The 17835-nt window shown below is 71.6% G+C and carries 14 protein-coding genes and 2 pseudogenes; 8 read left to right on the top strand and 8 right to left on the bottom strand.

From position 1 onward, the window contains the following. Positions 1 to 59 precede the first annotated feature (59 nt). A complete protein-coding gene (locus KUTG_RS46080; protein ID WP_232241297.1) occupies positions 60 to 1634 on the bottom strand; it encodes a 7-chloro-L-tryptophan 6-halogenase KtzR in 1575 nt (524 codons plus the stop codon). Positions 1635 to 1871: 237 nt separating this feature from the next. On the opposite strand from KUTG_RS46080, the gene KUTG_RS46075 reads away from it, so the two are divergent. The 4 genes from KUTG_RS46075 to KUTG_RS46065 are packed head-to-tail and all read left to right on the top strand — an operon-like array spanning position 1872 to position 5540. Next, positions 1872 to 3473: a tryptophan 7-halogenase KtzQ gene (locus tag KUTG_RS46075; RefSeq protein ID WP_043726236.1), complete on the top strand. Its 1602-nt coding sequence runs from the start codon at positions 1872 to 1874 to the stop codon at positions 3471 to 3473. Positions 3474 to 3533: 60 nt separating this feature from the next. Then, positions 3534 to 3863 (top strand): TauD/TfdA family dioxygenase, encoded by a 330-nt coding sequence (locus KUTG_RS65525; protein WP_198047574.1) that lies wholly within the window; start codon positions 3534 to 3536, stop codon positions 3861 to 3863. Then, positions 3833 to 4537: a TauD/TfdA family dioxygenase gene (locus KUTG_RS46070; RefSeq protein ID WP_198047573.1), complete on the top strand. Its 705-nt coding sequence runs from the start codon at positions 3833 to 3835 to the stop codon at positions 4535 to 4537. Before KUTG_RS65525 ends, KUTG_RS46070 begins: the two co-directional genes overlap by 31 nt. Before the next feature lie 31 nt (positions 4538 to 4568). Further along, on the top strand, positions 4569 to 5540 hold the full coding sequence (locus KUTG_RS46065) for a TauD/TfdA family dioxygenase (protein ID WP_084580610.1): 972 nt from the start codon (positions 4569 to 4571) through the stop codon (positions 5538 to 5540). A 22-nt stretch (positions 5541 to 5562) separates the two neighbouring features. Here KUTG_RS46065 and KUTG_RS46060 read toward each other — a convergent pair whose 3' ends face one another. After that, positions 5563 to 7044, bottom strand: coding sequence for an amino acid adenylation domain-containing protein (locus KUTG_RS46060; RefSeq protein WP_052396216.1), 1482 nt, complete (start codon positions 7042 to 7044; stop codon positions 5563 to 5565). A gap of 204 nt (positions 7045 to 7248) precedes the next feature. Between KUTG_RS46060 and KUTG_RS46055 the strand changes: the two genes are divergently transcribed. Genes KUTG_RS46055 through KUTG_RS65515 form a run of 4 tightly spaced genes read left to right on the top strand, consistent with a single transcriptional unit; the run spans position 7249 to position 10266 of the window. Next, positions 7249 to 8439: a cytochrome P450 gene (locus KUTG_RS46055; RefSeq protein ID WP_043726235.1), complete on the top strand. Its 1191-nt coding sequence runs from the start codon at positions 7249 to 7251 to the stop codon at positions 8437 to 8439. Between the two features lie 41 nt (positions 8440 to 8480). Then, entirely contained in the window at positions 8481 to 9503 is a 1023-nt protein-coding gene (locus KUTG_RS46050) for a methyltransferase (RefSeq protein WP_052396215.1), read from the top strand. 11 nt (positions 9504 to 9514) lie between these two features. Then, positions 9515 to 10000, top strand: a complete 486-nt coding sequence (locus KUTG_RS65520; RefSeq protein ID WP_157495268.1) for an AfsR/SARP family transcriptional regulator — start codon at positions 9515 to 9517, stop codon at positions 9998 to 10000. After that, a complete protein-coding gene (locus tag KUTG_RS65515) occupies positions 9901 to 10266 on the top strand; it encodes an AfsR/SARP family transcriptional regulator (RefSeq protein ID WP_255361056.1) in 366 nt (121 codons plus the stop codon). The genes KUTG_RS65520 and KUTG_RS65515 overlap by 100 nt, the downstream gene beginning before the upstream one ends. Positions 10267 to 10346: 80 nt before the next feature. Here the strand turns inward: KUTG_RS65515 and KUTG_RS46040 are convergent, their stop codons facing one another. From KUTG_RS46040 to KUTG_RS64705, 6 genes and pseudogenes are all read right to left on the bottom strand, one after another. Beyond that, positions 10347 to 10562, bottom strand: a complete 216-nt coding sequence (locus KUTG_RS46040; protein WP_043726234.1) for an MbtH family protein — start codon at positions 10560 to 10562, stop codon at positions 10347 to 10349. Positions 10563 to 10585: 23 nt separating this feature from the next. After that, positions 10586 to 11860, bottom strand: coding sequence for a lysine N(6)-hydroxylase/L-ornithine N(5)-oxygenase family protein (locus KUTG_RS46035; protein ID WP_043726233.1), 1275 nt, complete (start codon positions 11858 to 11860; stop codon positions 10586 to 10588). Next, a complete protein-coding gene (locus tag KUTG_RS64720) occupies positions 11857 to 12867 on the bottom strand; it encodes a thioesterase domain-containing protein (protein WP_369794679.1) in 1011 nt (336 codons plus the stop codon). The genes KUTG_RS46035 and KUTG_RS64720 overlap by 4 nt, the downstream gene beginning before the upstream one ends. 12 nt (positions 12868 to 12879) lie before the next feature. Continuing rightward, positions 12880 to 14135 (bottom strand): annotated as a pseudogene (locus tag KUTG_RS64715) (amino acid adenylation domain-containing protein); the annotation flags it as partial. Then, positions 14135 to 15526: a condensation domain-containing protein gene (locus tag KUTG_RS64710; RefSeq protein WP_232241296.1), complete on the bottom strand. Its 1392-nt coding sequence runs from the start codon at positions 15524 to 15526 to the stop codon at positions 14135 to 14137. The pseudogene KUTG_RS64715 and the gene KUTG_RS64710, both read right to left, overlap by 1 nt. Before the next feature lie 211 nt (positions 15527 to 15737). Beyond that, a pseudogene (locus tag KUTG_RS64705) lies at positions 15738 to 17423 on the bottom strand (condensation domain-containing protein); the annotation flags it as partial. Between the last annotated feature and the right edge of the window lie 412 nt (positions 17424 to 17835).

Raw genomic sequence — 17835 nt, 5'->3', positions numbered from 1 at the left:
TCGCGCGGAACCCGTCCCGGGTCGCCCCGCCCGAGGGCGAGGCGGCCGGTCCCGACGACTCAGACATCCAGACCACGCATCCGCGCGAGGTACTCGTAGTGGCTGGGCAGCGTGTCGCGCAGCTGCGCGGCCCGGTCCCGGACGGCGGCGAACTCCTTCTGCGCGGCCCCCTGGTCGGTCAGGGCCAACGCGGCCGAGGCCGGCGTCCGGATGGCCCCGCCGCCCATCAGGATGCACATGTAGGAGTAGGGCGGCAGCCCGTGGTAGTACGGGTAGATCGTCTCGGTGTCCGGCAGCTGCGTCTGCCAGCACTCGATGCGCTCGGCCAGGCCGTCCGGCAGCGGGCGGGTCTTGGTGTCGCGCCAGTACTGGTTGTCGGCCCGCGCCGCGCCCCGGTAGTGGATCACCAGGAACTCGCGGATGCCGTCCATCACGTGCGCGACCGCGGAGTTGTACATGTCCCGGGACTTCGGGTTCCAGTCGGCCGCCGGGAAGTGCTTCACCAGCTGCTCGATGGCGTGGTGGATGAAGAAGATCCCGGTCGACTCCAGCGGCTCGACGAAGCCGCTGGACAGGCCGATGGCCACGCAGTTGTTCCGCCAGGACTCCTGGCTGCGGCCGATCCGCATGCGGATGTGGTTGGCCTCCACGTCCGCGGCCGCCGGGCCGACGAACTCGCGCAGCGTGCGCTCGGCCTCCTCGGGCGAGAGGTAGTCCTTGGCGTAGACGTACCCGGTGCCGACCCGACCGAACAGCGGGATGGTCCAGATCCAGCCGGCCTCCCGCGCGGTGGCCGTGGTGTTCGGCACGATGCCGCGCCGCTGCATGTCCAGCGGGACCTGGAGGGCGACCGCGCTGTCGTTGGGCAGAGTGTCCTGATAGGACACGAACGGCACACCGAGCGCCTTGTTCAGCAGCAGTCCCCGGAAACCGGTGCAGTCGACGAACAGGTCGCCGTGGATCTCGCCGTGCTCGGCGGTGACCACGTGCTCGATCCACCCGCGCTGGTCCAGCCGCACGTCCAGGACGTCGTCGACGACGTGCTCGACGCCGCGGTCCACCGCGTACCCGGTGAGGAACTTGGCCAGCAGCGCCGCCTCGAAGTGGTAGGCGTACGGGAACTGCGACTTGCCCTGGTGCTCGGACATGGTGCGGTTGGCGAGCTCGTCGCCCTCCTCCACGAAGTCCTCGTCGGCCAGCGTGCCGTCGAGGTGGCGCGGGCTGCGCCCGGCCTCGCACAGGTTGGGCATGACGAAGCAGTCGGTGTCGAAGCGGTCGGTCGGCGCGTCGTGCAGCCACCAGTCGGTCAGCGGAAAGCCGTAGACCGGGCGGATCTGCTCGAACGGCTGGTAGAAATGATGGCCGACATGCCGCCAGTTCTCGAAGCGGATGCCCAGCTTGTAGGTGGCGTTGCAGGCCGGCATCCAGTCCTGTTCCCGGAGGTTGAGGAACTGGAAGAAGTGCTGGATGTCGCTGAAGGTCGCCTCACCGACGCCGATGGTCCCGATTCTGCTCGATTCCACGACGGTGATCGAAAGCCGGTCGCCGAACGCGGTCTTCAGGTAGGCGGCGGTCATCCATCCCGCGGTGCCACCGCCGACGATCACCACCCTGTCCGGGGTCTTCGCAGTCACCACAGCACCTCAGCTCGAGTTCAGCCCGATATTCCGTCACAGGTCCGTGCGTACCCGCCGACCACGATGTCATCGGAAACTATCGGATTTCTATCATCGGGCAACACCGCTGACACGACAGAAGGCCCGTGCTATCGTCGGCCATCATCCTTGGGGGTTCCGCTCGTGTTGCGCCGCGCCCGATTCGCTGACTGAATCCGGGATCTACTCCCCCATTGCGTCAGAGAGGGCAATTTGATGGATGACAATCGAATTCGGAGCATCCTTGTCCTTGGCGGCGGCACGGCCGGCTGGATGTCCGCCTGCTACCTGAGCAAGGCGCTCGGGCCCGGCGTCGAGGTCACCGTGCTCGAGGCGCCCTCCATCTCGCGCATCCGGGTCGGCGAGGCCACCATTCCCAACCTGCACAAGGTCTTCTTCGACTTCCTGGGCATCGCCGAGGACGAGTGGATGCGGGAGTGCAACGCCAGCTACAAGGCCGCGGTCCGGTTCGTCAACTGGCGGACGCCGGGCGACGGCCAGGCCACGCCGCGGCGGCGTCCGGACGGCCGCCCCGACCACTTCGACCACCTGTTCGGCCAGCTGCCCGAGCACGAGAACCTGCCGCTGTCGCAGTACTGGGCGCACCGGCGCCTCAACGGCCTGACCGACGAACCCTTCGACCGCTCCTGCTACGTGCAGCCCGAGCTGCTGGACCGCAAGCTCTCGCCGAGGTTGATGGACGGCACGAAACTGGCCAGCTACGCCTGGCACTTCGACGCCGACCTGGTGGCCGACTTCCTCTGCCGGTTCGCCGTGCAGAAGCTGAACGTGACCCACGTCCAGGACGTGTTCACGCATGCCGACCTCGACCAGCGCGGCCACATCACGGCCGTCAACACCGAGTCCGGCCGCACGCTGGCCGCCGACCTGTTCATCGACTGCAGCGGCTTCCGCAGCGTGCTCATGGGCAAGGTCATGCAGGAGCCGTTCCTGGACATGAGCAAGCACCTGCTCAACGACCGCGCGGTGGCGCTGATGCTCCCGCACGACGACGAGAAGGTGGGCATCGAGCCGTACACCTCGTCGCTGGCCATGCGGTCGGGCTGGTCGTGGAAGATCCCGCTGCTCGGCCGGTTCGGCTCCGGCTACGTCTACTCCAGCCAGTTCACCTCCCAGGACGAGGCGGCCGAGGAGCTCTGCCGCATGTGGGACGTCGACCCGGCGGAGCAGACGTTCAACAACGTCCGGTTCCGGGTCGGCCGCAGCCGCCGGGCCTGGGTGCGCAACTGCGTCGCCATCGGCGTGTCCGCCATGTTCGTGGAGCCGCTGGAGTCGACCGGCCTGTACTTCAGTTACGCCTCGCTCTACCAGCTGGTGAAGCACTTCCCGGACAAGCGGTTCCGGCCGATCCTGGCCGACCGGTTCAACCGCGAGGTGGCGACCATGTACGACGACACCCGCGACTTCCTCCAGGCGCACTTCAGCCTGTCGCCGCGTGACGACTCCGAGTTCTGGCGGGCCTGCAAGGAGCTGCCGTTCGCGGACGGGTTCGCCGAGAAGGTCGAGATGTACAGGGCCGGGCTGCCGGTCGAACTGCCGGTCACCATCGACGACGGGCACTACTACGGCAATTTCGAGGCCGAGTTCCGCAACTTCTGGACCAACTCGAACTACTACTGCATCTTCGCCGGGCTCGGTTTCCTGCCCGAGCATCCGCTGCCGGTGCTCGAATTCCGCCCGGAGGCCGTCGATCGCGCGGAGCCGGTGTTCGCCGCGGTGCGCCGGCGCACGGAGGAGCTGGTCGCCACCGCCCCGACCATGCAGGCCTACCTGCGGCGCCTGCACCAGGGCACGTAGGCGGGCATCGGCGTCCTGCCGACGGGACAGCGACCGGGCGCACCTCTTCGACGTGGGAAGGTGACTGTGGAACCCAGGCGGGAACCGGGAAAACCGCCGATCTTCGCGGCGCCGCGCGGGTTGGACCTGGCGGACTCCTGCGCGTGGCTGCGGGCCACGCTGCCCGAACTGCGGGCCGTGCTGGACAGCGACGGGGCGCTGCTGGTGCGCGGGCTCGCGTTCGAGTCGGCGGCGGACTTCGGGCATCTGCGCGACGCGGTGATCAGCTCGCGCACGCCGTACCGGGAGCGGGCCACCCCGCGGTCGAGCTTCGGCGACGACGTGTTCTCGTCCACCGACTTCCCGGTCGACCAGGCATCATGCTGCACAACGAGAACAGCTACACGCTGAGCTTTCCCGGCACGATCATGTTCGGCTGCCTCACCGCGCCCGAGTCCGGCGGCGCGACGCCGGTGGCCGACTGCCGCAAGGTGCTCGCGGCCCTGCCCGACGAGCTGGTGCGGCGGTTCCGCGAGGTCGGCTGGGGCCTGGTGCGCAACTACACCGAGTACTTCGGGCTCGGCTGGCAGACGGCCTTCGGCACGGACGACCCGGACGAGGTGCTGCGGTACTGCGCGGCCAACGACATCGGCGCCTGTTGGGAGGCCAACGGGCGCCTGCGCACGGTGCAGCGGCGTTCGGCCCTGATCCGGCATCCCCGCCTCGACCATGAGGTGTGGTTCAACCACGTGGCCTTCTGGAGCGTGTGGTCGCTGGCCGAGGAGCTGCGCGCCTACCTGCTCGACGACCTGGCGGCGGACGAGCTGCCGTACAACACGATGTTCGGCGACGGCAAGCCGCTGACCGAGCAGGACGTCGAGGCGCTGGCGCGCGCCTACGACGCGGCCACGCTGCGGGAGACCTGGCAGGCGGGCGACGTGATCCTGGTCGACAACCTGCTCGCGGCCCACGGCCGGGACCCCTACCGCGGCGACCGGATGATCCTGGTGGCCATGGGCGAGCCGGTCGACCTCACCGACTGCGCGCCGACCGTCCCGCCCGCGCCGACTCTCGATTCCCGCTGACCCGTTCTCACCCAGCCATGCGGAGCGCACGATGACGAACTCGACGGACGACGCGGCGGCGACCGAGACCGGCCGGCCGGGGCTGCTGCGCGTCGAGGCGCCCTCGGACATCCCCCTCGCGCGGCACGTGGCCGAGCACCGCGCCGAGCTGGAGTCCGCGCTGCTGCGGCACGGCGCGGTGCTGCTGCGCGGTTTCGCCGAGGCGGACAGCGACCATCTGTCCGAGGTGGTGCGCGCGTTCTCCGGCGAGCCGCTGGCCTACGGCGAGCGGTCGTCGCCGCGGTCGGAGGTGTCCACCGGCGTGTACACGTCGACCGACTATCCGGCGCAGCACGCCATCCAGATGCACAACGAGAGCTCGTACACCAACACCTGGCCGCTGCACCTGTACTTCCTGTGCCAGCAGCCGCCGGCCGAGGGCGGGGAGACGCCGATCGCCGACTCGCGCGCGCTGCTGGCCACCCTGTCCGACCGGACGCGCGAGCTGTTCCGGGAACGCGGCTGGATGTACGTGCGCAACATCGGCGGCGGGCTCGGCCTGTCCGTGCGGGACGTGTTCCAGACCGAGGACATGACCGAGATCGAGGCGTACTGCCGGCGCAACGGCATTCAGGTCACGAGGGTCGACGACGACCGGCTGCGGCTCTCGGCGCGCCGGGATGCGATCCGCACGCATCCGCGATCCGGCGCGGAGGTGTGGTTCAACCACATCTCGTTCTTCAACGTCTTCTCCATGGACGAGGAGATCCGCACCGGCCTGCTGGAGCTCTACGGCGAGAACTTCCTGCCGACGCACACCTACTTCGGCGACGGCTCGCCGATCCCGGCGGAGGTGATCGCCGAGATCCTGGACGCCTATCGGCGCAACAGCATCGTGTTTCCCTGGCAGCGCGGGGACCTGCTGATCGTGGACAACATGCTGATGTCGCACGGACGGCGCCCGTACCGGGGCGCCCGGCAGATCCGGGTCTCCATGGCCCAGCCCGTCCACCGCGACCGCTGAGACGCGTCGTCCCGGGTTCGGGCTAGGACCGGCGTGCGAGGGCGGCCAGGTCGGGCTTGCCCCGGTCGGTGGTGGGCAGTTCGCTGAGGAACACCACCTCGCCGGGCACCATGTGCCGGGGCAGCCGGTCCAGCAGGAAGGCCCGCAGCGACGCCTTGCTCGGCCTCGGCATCGCCGGCACGACATAGGCCACCAGCGCCGGTTCGACGCCGGCCGTCGCGGTCACCACGCAGTCGACGACACCCTGATGCGCCAGCAGGTTCGCGCGCACCTCACCCGGTTCCACGCGGTAGCCGGCGATCTGCACCTGCTCGTCGCGCCGGCCGACGAAGCGCAGCGCCCCGGACGGATCCACGCTGACCCAGTCGCCGGTGCGGTAGCCGCGCCCCGCGCCGTCAACCTGGACGAAGCGCCGCGCCGTCAGGTCGGGATCGCCGAGATAGCCACGGGCGACCGAGGCTCCGCACACGATCAACTCACCGCGCCGGCCCGGGGCCAGTGGCACGATTCCGTCGCCATTGTCGACGCGCAGGTCGACGCCGTCCACGGGGAAACCGATCGGCAAGTCGCCCGGCTCACGCACATCCGCGGCGTCGATCTCGTGATACGTCACCGCGACCGCGGTTTCGGTGGGGCCGTACCGGTTGAACAGCCGGACCCCGGGCAGTGCCTCCCGGACACCGCGCGCCAGCGAGCTCGGCAGCCGGTCGCCGCCGCAGATCACGTAGCGCAGGCTGGTCGCCCGGGCGAACGCCGGCTCGGCCAGCAGCAGCGGAAGCATGGCGGGCGGCAGGCGGACGGCGACGATGTCCTGCTCGACCAAAGTCCGGACGATGGCCCGCGGGTCGAGGTGCGCGCCTTCGTCGAGGAAGACCACGGTGGCCCCGGCGGACAGCGGCCAGAAGAAGTCGGTCATGGCCGCGTCGAAGGTGACGGGAGCCATCTGGAGCAGCCGTTCGCCGGGCGCGAGCGGGAGCTGCGCGCGCAGCCAGGCGATGTGCCGGGCGAGGTTGCGGTGCTCGACGACCACGCCGCGCGGGGCGCCGGTCGAGCCGGAGGTGTAGACGACGTACGCCGCCGCGCTGTCCTCGACGGGCTCCGCTTCGGAGGCTTCGTCGGTGCTCGCGTCGAGGTCGAGAACCATGGTGTCGCCGGTGAACCGGGCGCTGGTCGGACCGTGCACCAGCACGCAGCGCGGCGCGGCGTCGGCGATGACGGCGGCGACACGGGCGGGCGGGTCGGCGATGCCGAGCGGCAGGTAGGCGGCGCCGGCGCGGAGCACGCCGAGGATCCCGACCGCCAGATCGGGGCCACGGGCCAGAAACAGGCCCACGCGGTCGTCGCGGCCGACGCCGGCGGCGACCAGCCGGGCGGCCAGCCGGTCCGCGGCGTCGGCCAGTTCGCCGTAGCGCAGCGAGCCGGTTCCGCCCGCGCAGGCGAGCTTGTACGGCAGGCGCCGCGCGATTTCCTCGACCGGCTCGTGCAGCGGAACGCCGTCGGCCATGACCGTCCCCTCTTCCCCGCTCGTCCCGTCGACGGGACAGCGGGGCGAATTCACGTGCCTTGACAGCGGGAGTGGGCACTGGAAGGCTCGGACAACAGAGTCGATTGTTATCGAACTTCGCTCAAATAGCCAGCCGATAGGCAGCCGGCCCGCGCGTGACCGAAGACCGGTCCCGGTTTCCATGGAATTCCTCGGAGAACAGCGATGATGACGGTCGTCGAACGATGGAACATTCACCCTGAATACGACTGGCTGCGCGGGCGGCGCCCCGATTCACCGATCGAGTTCAACGAGAAAAAGGGCGCCTGGGATGTGTTCGGCCATGCCGAGTGCCAGACCGCTCTCGGCAACTACAAGGTATTCTCGTCGCAGATCGCGCATCTGCTCCCGGTGACCGTCGAATCCGATCTCATGGAGGGCGACCTCTCCCAGACGGACCCGCCGAAGCACCGCAAGCTGCGCAATCTGCTGACCCCGTACTTCACGCCGGCGCTGATCTCGGCGATGGAGCCGCGAATCGTCACGATCGTCAAGGAACTGCTGGACGAGGTGGACGGCCGGCCCGAGATCGAGCTGGTCGCCGACCTGGCCTATCCGCTGCCGGTGATCGTGATCTGCGAGCTGCTCGGCATCCCGGCCGGCGACCGCGCCATGTTCAAGGGCTGGGCCGACAACATCATCGAGAGCTTCAGCGGCATGCAGTTCCTCGACGAGGAGGAGGGGCAGAAGGACGTCGACGAGGGCACCGAGCGGATGCAGCCGATGCTGCGCTACATCCGCGAGCACCTCGACGAGCGCCGCCGCCACCCCCGCGAGGACCTGCTCACCCACCTGGCCACGGCCGAGGTCGACGGCGAGCGCCTCACCAGGAACGAGGCCGTGACCATCGCGATCATCATGTTGATCACCGGCCACATGACCACGTCGATGGTGCTGGGCAACACGTTGCTGTGCCTGGACGCCTATCCGGAGCAGGCGGCGCGGGTGCGCGCGGACCGCTCCCTGGTGCCCGGCTCGATCGAGGAGGCCATGCGGCTGCTGTCGCCGGCCACCGTGCTGCCGCGGTCCACCGCCGTGGACACCACCATCGCCGGCCGGGACGTGCCCAAGGACCAGCTGATCTTCCTGTGGCTGGCCGCGGCCAACCGGGATCCGGCCGTGTTCGACGCGCCCGACGAGTACCGCCCCGAGCGCGACCCCAACCCGCACCTCGGCTTCGGCCGCGGCATCCACTACTGCCTCGGCGCGGGTCTGGCCCGGCTGGAGGCGAAGATCGCGCTCAACGACCTGTTCGACCGCTTCGCCGTGCTGCGCGCCGATCCGGCCTCTCCCCCGACCATGTTCCCCACCGAGGACATGATCGGTGTCAACCGCCTCCCGCTGCACACCCAGTAGCCCCGCACCACCGACTCGACGCCAGAACGGGAGCCAGGACGATGACACCGTCGCCGCGGCAGCTGTCGGCGGGCTACGTGCCCGCACAGATCCTCTACGTCACCGCGGAACTGGGCATCGCGGACGCCCTGGCCGACGGCGCGCCGGACAGCCGGACCGTGGCCGAGCGGACGGGCGCCGACCCGGCCGCGGTCCGCCGGCTGCTGCGGGCGCTGGTCGGCCTCGGCGTGGCCGTGCAGCACGACGCCGACCGGTTCGGGCTGACCGAGTTCGGCGAGCTGCTGCGCTCGGACGTGCCCGACTCGGCCCGCGACGACATCGTCCTGTCGGTCACGCCGGGACTCTGGCGGGCCTGGGGCGACCTGAAGCGGGTCATCCAGACCGGCGCGCCCGGCCGCGCCACCGACGACGGGCTCACCGCCCGCGAGGTGATCATGCGCGATCCCGTGCTCGGCGCCAGCTGGCGCGCGGGCAAGGCGAGCAGCGCCAAGGAGTTCGCCGACGGCGTCGGCAAGGTCTACGACTTCTCCGGGTTCGGCACGATCGCGGCCTACTGCGGGGACGAGGGCACGCTGATCGCCGCGATCCTGAGCTCGGCGCCCGGTCCGCGGGCCGTGGTCTACGACCGTCCCGAGGCGTTCGAGCGCACGCTGGCCACGCTCACCGCGGCCGGCGTCGCCGACCGCTGCGAGCTCCAGCCGGGCGACGTCGCCGAGTCCGTTCCGGCCGGTGCCGACGCCTACCTGCTCAGCCACATCATCCGCGACCACACCGACGACAAGGCCGTCGCCATCCTGCGCAACTGCCGCGCGGCCATGGCGGCGAACTCGCGGCTGCTGCTCGTGGAGACGGTGATGCCGGCCGTGATCGCGGCCGAGCACTCGGCCACCTACGGCCTGACCGACCTGAACAACCTCGTCTACACCGGGGGAACCGAACGCGACGAGGCGGAGTACCGCGCCCTGCTCGCCGCCGCGGGGCTGGAGCTCGTGTCGCTGACCGACGTGCCCACCCTCAACGGCCTGCCCAACTACAACATCATCGACGTCGTCGCGGCGGGCTGACGGTGAGTCCGGTGGAGTACCGCATCCTGGGTCCGGTCGAGGTGCGGACCGGCGCGGGCCGGATCCGCCTGGCCGGCGTGAAGCAGCGGACCATGCTCACCGCGTTGCTGCTGGCGACCGGGAAGTTCCTGTCCGAGCGGGAGCTGAACCGGCTGCTGTGGGGCAGCCGGCCCCCGGCGACGTGCGACGCGCAGATCTACAACCACATCTCGCGGCTGCGCAAGGCGCTGGGCGCGGGCGTGATCACCGCCCGGCGCGGGCCCGCGTACCAGCTGAGCACCGACGGCGCCTCGTTCGATCTCGCCGAGTTCGAGGCGCTCGCCGCGCGTGGGCAGGTGGCGCTGCGGGCGGGCCGCTGGGAGGACGCGAGCGGACTGCTCCGGGCCGGGCTGGCGCGCTGGCGCGGCCCCGCGCTCGCGGACGTCTCCGAGCACCTCGCCACGCCGAGGGCCCCGTCGCCTGGGAGGAGATCCGCGTCAACGCGGGGGAGAGCCTGATCGAGGCCGAACTGGCCATGGGCCGGCACACCCAGGTGCTGCCCGAGCTGACCAGCCTGGTCGCCCGGCATCCGCTGCGCGAGCGGTTCCGAGCCCAGCTCATGACCACGCTGTACCGGTGCGACCGCCAGGCCGAGGCGCTGGCCGTCTACGAGCAGAGCAGGCGGCTGCTGGCGGACGAGCTCGGCATCGAGCCGGGGCTGCGCCTGCGCGACGTGCACCACGCCATCCTGACCGCGGACCCGGCCCTGCGCTGCCCGGCCTGACCGGGCTCGCCCCGCCCCGACGCACTTCGGACCCGGCTCGGCCTCACGGCCGAGCCGGGTCCGTTGGTCGGTCCGTTGGGTCAGTCGGCCGCCATGGCCTCGCGCAGGCTCTTCGGGCGCATGTCCGTCCAGTTCTGCTCGACGTAGGCCAGGCACCGGTCGCGCCGGTCGGCGCCGAACACGACCCGCCAGCCGTCCGGAACCGGCGCGAAGGCCGGCCACAGCGAGTGCTGGTCCTCGTCGTTGACCAGCACCTGGAACTGGCCGTCCTCGTCGTCGAACGGGTTGGCGCTCATGCCCGGACTCCTTCGTGTGTCGGTCAACTCTTGCGTCGCTCGATGGAACTGACGATCTCGCCGCTGCGGGTGGCGAGGTTGGACAGCAGCGAGGAAGACAGCCCGTGGGTGTGCTCGGTGCCGCCCTGCAGGTAGATGCCGCAGCGCAGGTCCGGGGTGGTCACCATGCGGTAGTCCCGGTCGACCTGCCAGCGCCCCTCGGCGTCCTGCACGCAGTGCTCGGCGAGCTCGCCCAGCAGGTCCCCCGGGTCCATCGGGTCGTACCCCGTCGCGCACACCAGCACGTCGACGTCCAGGTCGTAGGACTCCTCCCTGGCCATCGAGTACACGGTGACGCGGGTGTCGTCGGCGATGCGCTTGGCCCCGACGACATGGGCCAGGTTGACGAAGTTCAGCCGCGGCGCGCCGGCCACCTCGTCGTCGTAGCCACGCCGGTAGAGGTCCCTGATCACCTCGTCGTCCACCACCGAGTAGTTGGTGTTGCGGTGGTAGCGCCAGAACGCGTCCTTGGCCTGCTTGGACCCGTCGAAGTAGTCGTCGACCGCGGCCGGGTCGAAGATCTGGTTGGCGAACGGGGTGTTGTCGGCGACGACGTAGCCGTAGGACGGCATGATCGCGTGCACGACCGTGTCCGGCCGGTTGTCGTGCAGGAACCGGACGATCTCGGCCGCGCTCTGGCCGCCGCCGGCCACGGCGACCCGGCGCAGGCTGCGCGGATCGCGGTCGCGGAAGTGGTCGAGGAACCGGGAGCTGTGCCAGACGAACTCGTCGCTCTGCACGCCGGCCGGCATGCGCGGCACGAGCCCGGTGGAGATGACGATGTTGCGGGCCTCGACCGTCCTGGTCGCCTCGGGCGTGGACACGTCGACCAGGACGCTGTCCACCGGACGGCCGGGGCCCGGCCTGATCGCCGTCACCTCGCTGTCGTAGCTCACCTCGTGGGCCAGCTTCGACTCGGCCCATTCCAGATAGTCGTGGAACTCGCGCCGGGTGGGGAAGAAGTCGTGGTTGTTGGCGAACCGGACCAGCCGCCCCCGCTCGTGCAGGAAGGACACGAAGCTGAAGCGCGAGGCCGGATTGCGGAAGGTGGCCAGGTCCTTGAGAAACGACACCTGCATCTTGGCGGCCGGCAGCAGCATGCCCTGGTGCCAGCTGATCGACGCGCGCCGTTCGAAGAACGCCGACGTCAGCGCGGCCGGGCTCTCCTCAAGCGCCACCGCGAGCGAGAGGTTGGCCGGCCCGAAACCGACGCCGACGACGTCGTGGGTCGGCGATTCACCGGCGTGCGCCACGGTCATCCCCTCAGCTCGGCGTCGATGATCCGGCAGATCTCGGCGGCGGGGCCGGGCCGGTAGAGCTCCTCGTGCGCGCTGACGATGTCGTGCTGCCGGATGGCTCCCGTCACGTGCGGGCGCCACCGGTCCGCCGACGACCCGCGCGATTTCGGCACCGCGTTGAACAGCACCACGTCCCCTCGATAGCTCGGCGAGGTGAAGTCGCGCATCAGCTTGGTCTGGTTGACCAGCACAGCCACCGCGTTCTCCACGGCCTCCCGCTGGTCCGCGCCGTCCGCGACGCCGACCAGGTGCTCGGTGTAGTGGTCGCGGATCGCGGCCTCGGTCGGCGGCCCCTGCTCCATCAGGTAGTCGGCGGGCGCGCCGTCCAGCAGGGCCAGCAGCGCCACTTCGTGGCCACGGTGCTGGAGTTCGGCGGCCACCGCGTGCGCGAGCGTGCCGCCGAAGGACAGCCCCATCAGGTGGAACGGCCCGGTCGGCTGGATCGCCAGGATCTCGTCGGCGTAGTCGGCGACCATCGCGTCGATCGAGTCCGGCAGGGCGGTCTTGCCGTCGAAGCCCTTGGCCTGGATGCCGTAGGCCGGGCGGTCCGCCGGCAGCAGCGCGGCCAGACCGAGGTACGGCCAGCAGGTGCCGCCGCCCGGATGGATCAGCCACAGCGGTTCCCGTGCGCCGCCGGTCCTGATCGGCAGCACGGGCGCGAGCGGGTCCTCGGTCACCACGGGTTCGCCACCGGGGACCAGGGTGGCGGCGAGGCCGGCGACCGTGCGGTGCTCGAAGACCAAGCGGATCGGGACCTCGATGCCGAGCACCGCCAGAATCCGGTTGACCAGCCGGGCGACCAGCAGGGAATGCCCGCCGAGGGCGAGGAAGTCCTCGTCCACGCCGACCCGGTCCAGCCCGAGCACCTCGGCGAACAGCCCGCACAGGATCTGTTCGCGGGCGGTGCGCGGGGCCCGCCCGGTCGGCCGGTCCGCACGGTCCGGCGCGGGTAGCCGCCGCTTGTCCACCTTCGCGTTGGGGGTGAGCGGGATGTCGTCGATCAGGACCAGGGCGGCGGGCACCATGTGCGCCGGCAGCCGCTCGCGCAGCCGTTCACGTAGGGCACCGGTCAGTCCGGGCTCCGGCACGCCCTCGGGCACGACGTAGCCGACCAGGCGCCGATCTCCCCCGTTCTCGTCCACCGTCACCAGGGCGCGGGCCACGCCGGGCAGCGCGACCAGCGCGCCTTCGACCTCGCCGGGCTCGATGCGGTGCCCGCGGATGTTGATCTGGTCGTCGGCCCGGCCGTGGAACATCAGCTCGTCACGGTCGTTCCACGCCACCAGGTCGCCGGTGCGGTACATGCGCTCCCCGGCCGCCCCGAACGGGCAGGCCACGAAGGCCCCCGCGGTCAGCCCCGGCCGGCCCGTGTACCCGCGGGCCAGGCCGATGCCGGCGATGTACAGCTCGCCGACCGCGCCCTGGGGCACCGGGCGCAGCGCGCCGTCCAGCACGTAGACCCGGCAGCCGGGGATCGGCCGGCCGATCGGGGGCACGCCGCCGGTCAGCGGCGCGCTCATGGTGACCGCGGCCGAGGTCTCGGTCTGGCCGTAGATGTTGATCATCCGGCGGCCACGGGCCCACGCGGCCATCAGGTCCGGCGGCAGCGCCTCGCCGCCGGTGGCCAGCGACCGCAGCGTGGGCACGGCGTCGGGCGACATCAGGGCCAGCGCCGAGTTGGGGATCGAGGCGTGCGTGATTCGGCCCGCGTTGAGCGTGCCGGTCAGCGCGGCGCCGGGGGCGAGGTCCTCCTCGCCGGCGAAGACCAGGCAGGCCCCGGAGAACAGCGCGGTGAACATCTCGCACAGCGACACGTCGAAGGCCGGCGAGAGCACCTGCAGCACCCGGGAGCCGGCCGACGCCGCCAGCCGCTCCACGTGGGCGGCGGCCATCGCGGCCACGCCCCGGTGGGTGACGGCGACGCCCTTGGGCTGCCCGGTCGAGCCGGACGTGTAGAAGATGAACGCGGTGTTGTCCACCGCCACGGCGCCGTCCTCGACCGGCGCCACGGTCTCCGGTTCGCCGGCGGTGAGTTCGTCGACCCGCAGGATGTCCGGGACGAGCCCGGCCAGCGGCGCCGCCGTCGTCCGGTCGGCGATGGCCAGGTGGGCGCCGGAGTCCGACATCAGGTAGCCGACGCGTTCCGCCGGCTCGGCGGGCCGATGGGCAGGTACGCGCCGCCGGCCTTGGCCACCGCGAGCAGCGCCGTCGCCAACTCGGGCGAGCGCCGCACCATCACGGCCACCACGGACTCGGGCCCCACCCCGCGCCGGACGAGTTCGGCGCCAGGCGCTCGGACCGGGCCCGCAGGTCCCGATAGGTCAGTTCCTGGTCCGCGTAGGCCACGGCGACCGCGTCCGGGCTGGCCACCGCCTGGGCTTCGAACAGTTCCCAGATGGTCCGCGCGGGTGGCGGCGGCGCGGTCACGTTGAGCCCCGTCAGCAGATGCTCCCGCTCGGCGGCGTCGAGCCCGTCAAGCCGGCCGAGCGGCAGGTCCGGATCGGTGGTGATCCGGTCGAGCACCCGCCCGAACAACGCCGCGATGCGATCGACGTGGGCATCGTCGAAGGCCGAGCGCCGGTACGCGATGGCGATGCGCGGGTAGGGATCGGCGATCGCCGCCACGCCCAACGGGTAGTGCGTGCCGTCCTCCGAGGTCACGCCGGTGACCGAGACACCGGCCGCCGTGCCGGCCGCGCCGACGTCCGCGCCGTCGACCGGATAGGACTCGAACACCGTGACCGTGTCGAACAGCATCGGCAGCCCGACGGTCCGCTGGATGTCGGTCAGGCCCCAGTGATGGTGCTCCAACAGGGCGCCCTGCCGTTGTTGAAGCCCCCGCAGCAGCCCGCGCAGGGTTTCCGCGGGACGGCAGGTGACCCGGACCGGGACGGTGTTGATGAACATCCCGATGGTGGCGTCCGCACCGGGCAGGTCGGCGGGCCGGCCGGACACCGTGGTGCCGAAGACGACGTCGTCCCGGCCGGTGAGCGTGGCGAGCACGATCCCCCATGCGCCCTGCACCACCGTGTTCATGGTGACGCCGAGTTCCGCTGCGCGCCGGGCGAGCTCGCGGGCGGCGCGCAGCGGCACCTCGCGCTGGCCCGTGCCGGCCTCGGTGTCCGACCGGTCGTCCGGGGCCAGCAGGGTCGGTTCACGCACTCCGTCGAGCTCGCTCGCCCAGGCCCCGGCCGTGGCGTCCGCGTCCCGGTCCCGCAGCCAGCGCAGGAAGTCGCGATACCGCGGGGGCGCCGGCAGCGCCGAGGCATCGCCGTTCGATCCGTACAACTTGAGCAGGTCCTGCACCAGCAGCGGCAGCGACCAGCCGTCCAGCAGCACGTGGTGGGTGGTGAGCACCAGTTCGGCGGCGGCCGGGCCGGTCAGCACCAGCGTCATGCGCACCAGCGGCGGGACGGCCGGATCGAAGTACTCGGCCCGGTCCTCGGCCAGCACCCGGGCCCGCTCCGCTTCGCGGTCGTCCGGGGCCAGCTCCCGCAGGTCGGCCAGGCGCCAGGGCAGGGCGACCTTGCCCGGCACCAGCTGCACCCACTCGCCGCGCGCGTCGCTGACGAACGCGACCCGCAGGTTGGCGTGCCGGTCCAGCAGCGCCTGGCCGGCCGCGCGCATGCGGTCCGGGTCGACCTCGCCGGTCAGCCGGAGCACCCGCTGCACGTGGTAGGCGTCGAAGGTCCGCCCGGCCAGCTTCGACGGGAACAACAGGGCCCGACTGCAACGGCGTCGGCGGCCAGATGTCGGCCAGGCCCGGGTAGTTGCGCTGCCAGGCGTCGATCTCGCCCTGGTGCACGGCGACCAGCGGGACGTCCGAGGTGGTCAGGCCGGCGGCGTCCGGTGCGGTGAGCCGGCCGGCCAGCTCCGCCAGCGCCGTCTGCCACAGCTCGACCAGTTCGCCGACCTCGTCCCGGCTCAGCACGCCGGTCGGGAAGCCGAAGCGGGCGACGACCGCGGGGCCGCTGTCGTCCTCGGCGACGTAGGCGTTCACCTCGACGGCCGACAGCACCGCCATGTCCGGGTCGAACTCGGTGACCATGTCGGCCGCCTCCGCGACCTCGGTCCAGCCGAGGCCCCGCAGGCGTCGCGGCGTGTCCGCGACGGAGAACCGGCCGAGGTAGTTGAAGGTCACCTGGCCGTCCGGGTACTGCTCCAGCGTTTCCCGGGTCTCGTCGTTGAGATGGCGCAGCAGCCCGTAGCCGAGGCCCTTGTCCGGGATCGCCCGCAGCCGCTGCTTGACCGCCTTGATCGCGGCGTCCACGGCCGAGGCGCGCTCGGCGTCGGGGATGTCCACCCGCACCGGGAAGGCGCTGGTGAACCAGCCCACCGTGCGGGACACGTCCGCGCCGGGCACGACCGCCTCTTCCCGGCCATGCCCTTCGACGCGCAGCAGAACCGAGGATTCGTCGACACCGCGCGTGCGACGCCACCGGGTGAGGGCCAGGGCCAGCGCGGCCATCAGGCCCTCGGCGATCCCGCACCGGTAGACCACGGGCAGCTGGGCGAGCAGGGTGTCGGCGACCGACGCCGGGAGCCGCACGTCGAGCTGGTCCAGGGTGGCGCGCACGTCGACGCCCGCGTCGAGCGGCCGACTGCCCAGCACCGGATCCGGTCCGTCCACAATGGACTCCCAGAGCGGCAGCTCGGCCATGCGCCCGGTGGTCGTCGCCTCGTCGAGCAGCGCGTGGGCCCACCGACGCAGCGAGGTCGGCACCGCCGGCAGCCGCGGCGTCCGCCCGGCCCGCACGCTCTGCCAGGCCGAAGCCAGGTCCGGCAGCAGGATCCGCCAGGACACGCCGTCCACCACGAGGTGGTGGGCGACGATGATCAACCGGTCCGGCTCGGCCCAGACGAACTGCGCCATCACGCCCTTGGTCGGGTTCAGCCGGCCGATCGCGTCGTCGAGTTCCCGCTGGAGGTCGGCCCCGAGGCCGGCCCGACGCAGCAGCGGCGCCACCTCCACGGAGCCGGCCGGCTGCACCCGCAGGCCGCCGGACACGAGGCGGGACCGCAGCGCGTCGTGCCGGTCCACCACCGCGGTGAGCGTGGCCAGCAGGCCCGCCTCGTCGATGTCGGCGGGCAGGTCCACGATCGTGAACATCGAGAACCGGCGGATCTTCTTCTGCTCGACCAGGCGGGCGCCCATGGGCGTCAGCGGCATCCAGCCGACGCCGTCGTCCTCGGGTCGCGCCGCGGCGACGGCCTGGTCGGCCTTGTCGGCCACCCGTGCGGCCAGTTCGGCCACGGTGCGCAGCTCGAAGATCTCCCTCGGCGCGATCTCGACGCCTCGCGCGCGGGCCCGGGTGGCCAGCTGGATCGAGCGGATGCTGTCGCCGCCCATGGTGAAGAAGTCGTCGTCGATGCCGATCCGGTCCACGCCGAGCAGGTCGCGTAGAGCTCGGCGAGCACACGTTCGGCGTCCGTCCGCGGGGCCCTGATCTCCCGCCGTCGTCGTCGGTTCGGGCAGCGCGGCGCGGTCCACGGTCCCGTCCGGCCCGAGCGGCAGCTCGTCCATGATCACGAACGTGGCCGGGGCCAGGGTGTCCGGCAGCGTCCTGGCAAGGAACTCACGGAGCTCCACAGTGGACAGACCGGGGCCGAACTCCAGCATGTCGGCCGCCTCGGGGCGGACCGCCACCTCGACGTAGCCGACGATGCGCGACTCCGAGTCGCCGGTCTGCTGGACGAGCGCGGCCGACCGGGCCACCCGGGGATGCGCGGCCAGCGCGGCCTCGACCAGCGCGAGGTCCGAACCGTCGCTTGTGGACAGTGCGGTCCGGTCCGCGGCGGACCACGCGTCGTCGCCACGGCGCAGGGCGGCGTCCGGATCGGCGAGCCCGTCGCGCAGCGTCAGGATCAGCGTGGCGGCGAACCGCTCGACCGTGGCCCGGTCGAACAGGTCGGTGCCGTAGACGGCGTGGCCCCGG

The organism is Kutzneria sp. 744 (genome assembly GCF_000568255.1).
Lineage (GTDB): Bacteria > Actinomycetota > Actinomycetes > Mycobacteriales > Pseudonocardiaceae > Kutzneria.
This window is presented reverse-complemented; position numbering and strand designations above follow the sequence as displayed.

Excerpts from the sequence above, each read along its gene's own strand:
- KUTG_RS46075 (WP_043726236.1), top strand. The coding sequence starts at position 1,872 with ATGGATGACAATCGAATTCGGAGCATCCTTGTCCTTGGCGGCGGCACG.
- KUTG_RS46070 (WP_198047573.1), top strand. The coding sequence starts at position 3,833 with ATGCTGCACAACGAGAACAGCTACACGCTGAGCTTTCCCGGCACGATC.
- KUTG_RS46065 (WP_084580610.1), top strand. The coding sequence starts at position 4,569 with ATGACGAACTCGACGGACGACGCGGCGGCGACCGAGACCGGCCGGCCG.
- KUTG_RS46060 (WP_052396216.1), bottom strand. The coding sequence starts at position 7,044 with ATGGCCGACGGCGTTCCGCTGCACGAGCCGGTCGAGGAAATCGCGCGG.
- KUTG_RS46055 (WP_043726235.1), top strand. The coding sequence starts at position 7,249 with ATGATGACGGTCGTCGAACGATGGAACATTCACCCTGAATACGACTGG.
- KUTG_RS46050 (WP_052396215.1), top strand. The coding sequence starts at position 8,481 with ATGACACCGTCGCCGCGGCAGCTGTCGGCGGGCTACGTGCCCGCACAG.
- KUTG_RS46040 (WP_043726234.1), bottom strand. The coding sequence starts at position 10,562 with ATGAGCGCCAACCCGTTCGACGACGAGGACGGCCAGTTCCAGGTGCTG.
- KUTG_RS46035 (WP_043726233.1), bottom strand. The coding sequence starts at position 11,860 with ATGACCGTGGCGCACGCCGGTGAATCGCCGACCCACGACGTCGTCGGC.
- KUTG_RS64710 (WP_232241296.1), bottom strand. The coding sequence starts at position 15,526 with ATGCGCGCGGCCGGCCAGGCGCTGCTGGACCGGCACGCCAACCTGCGG.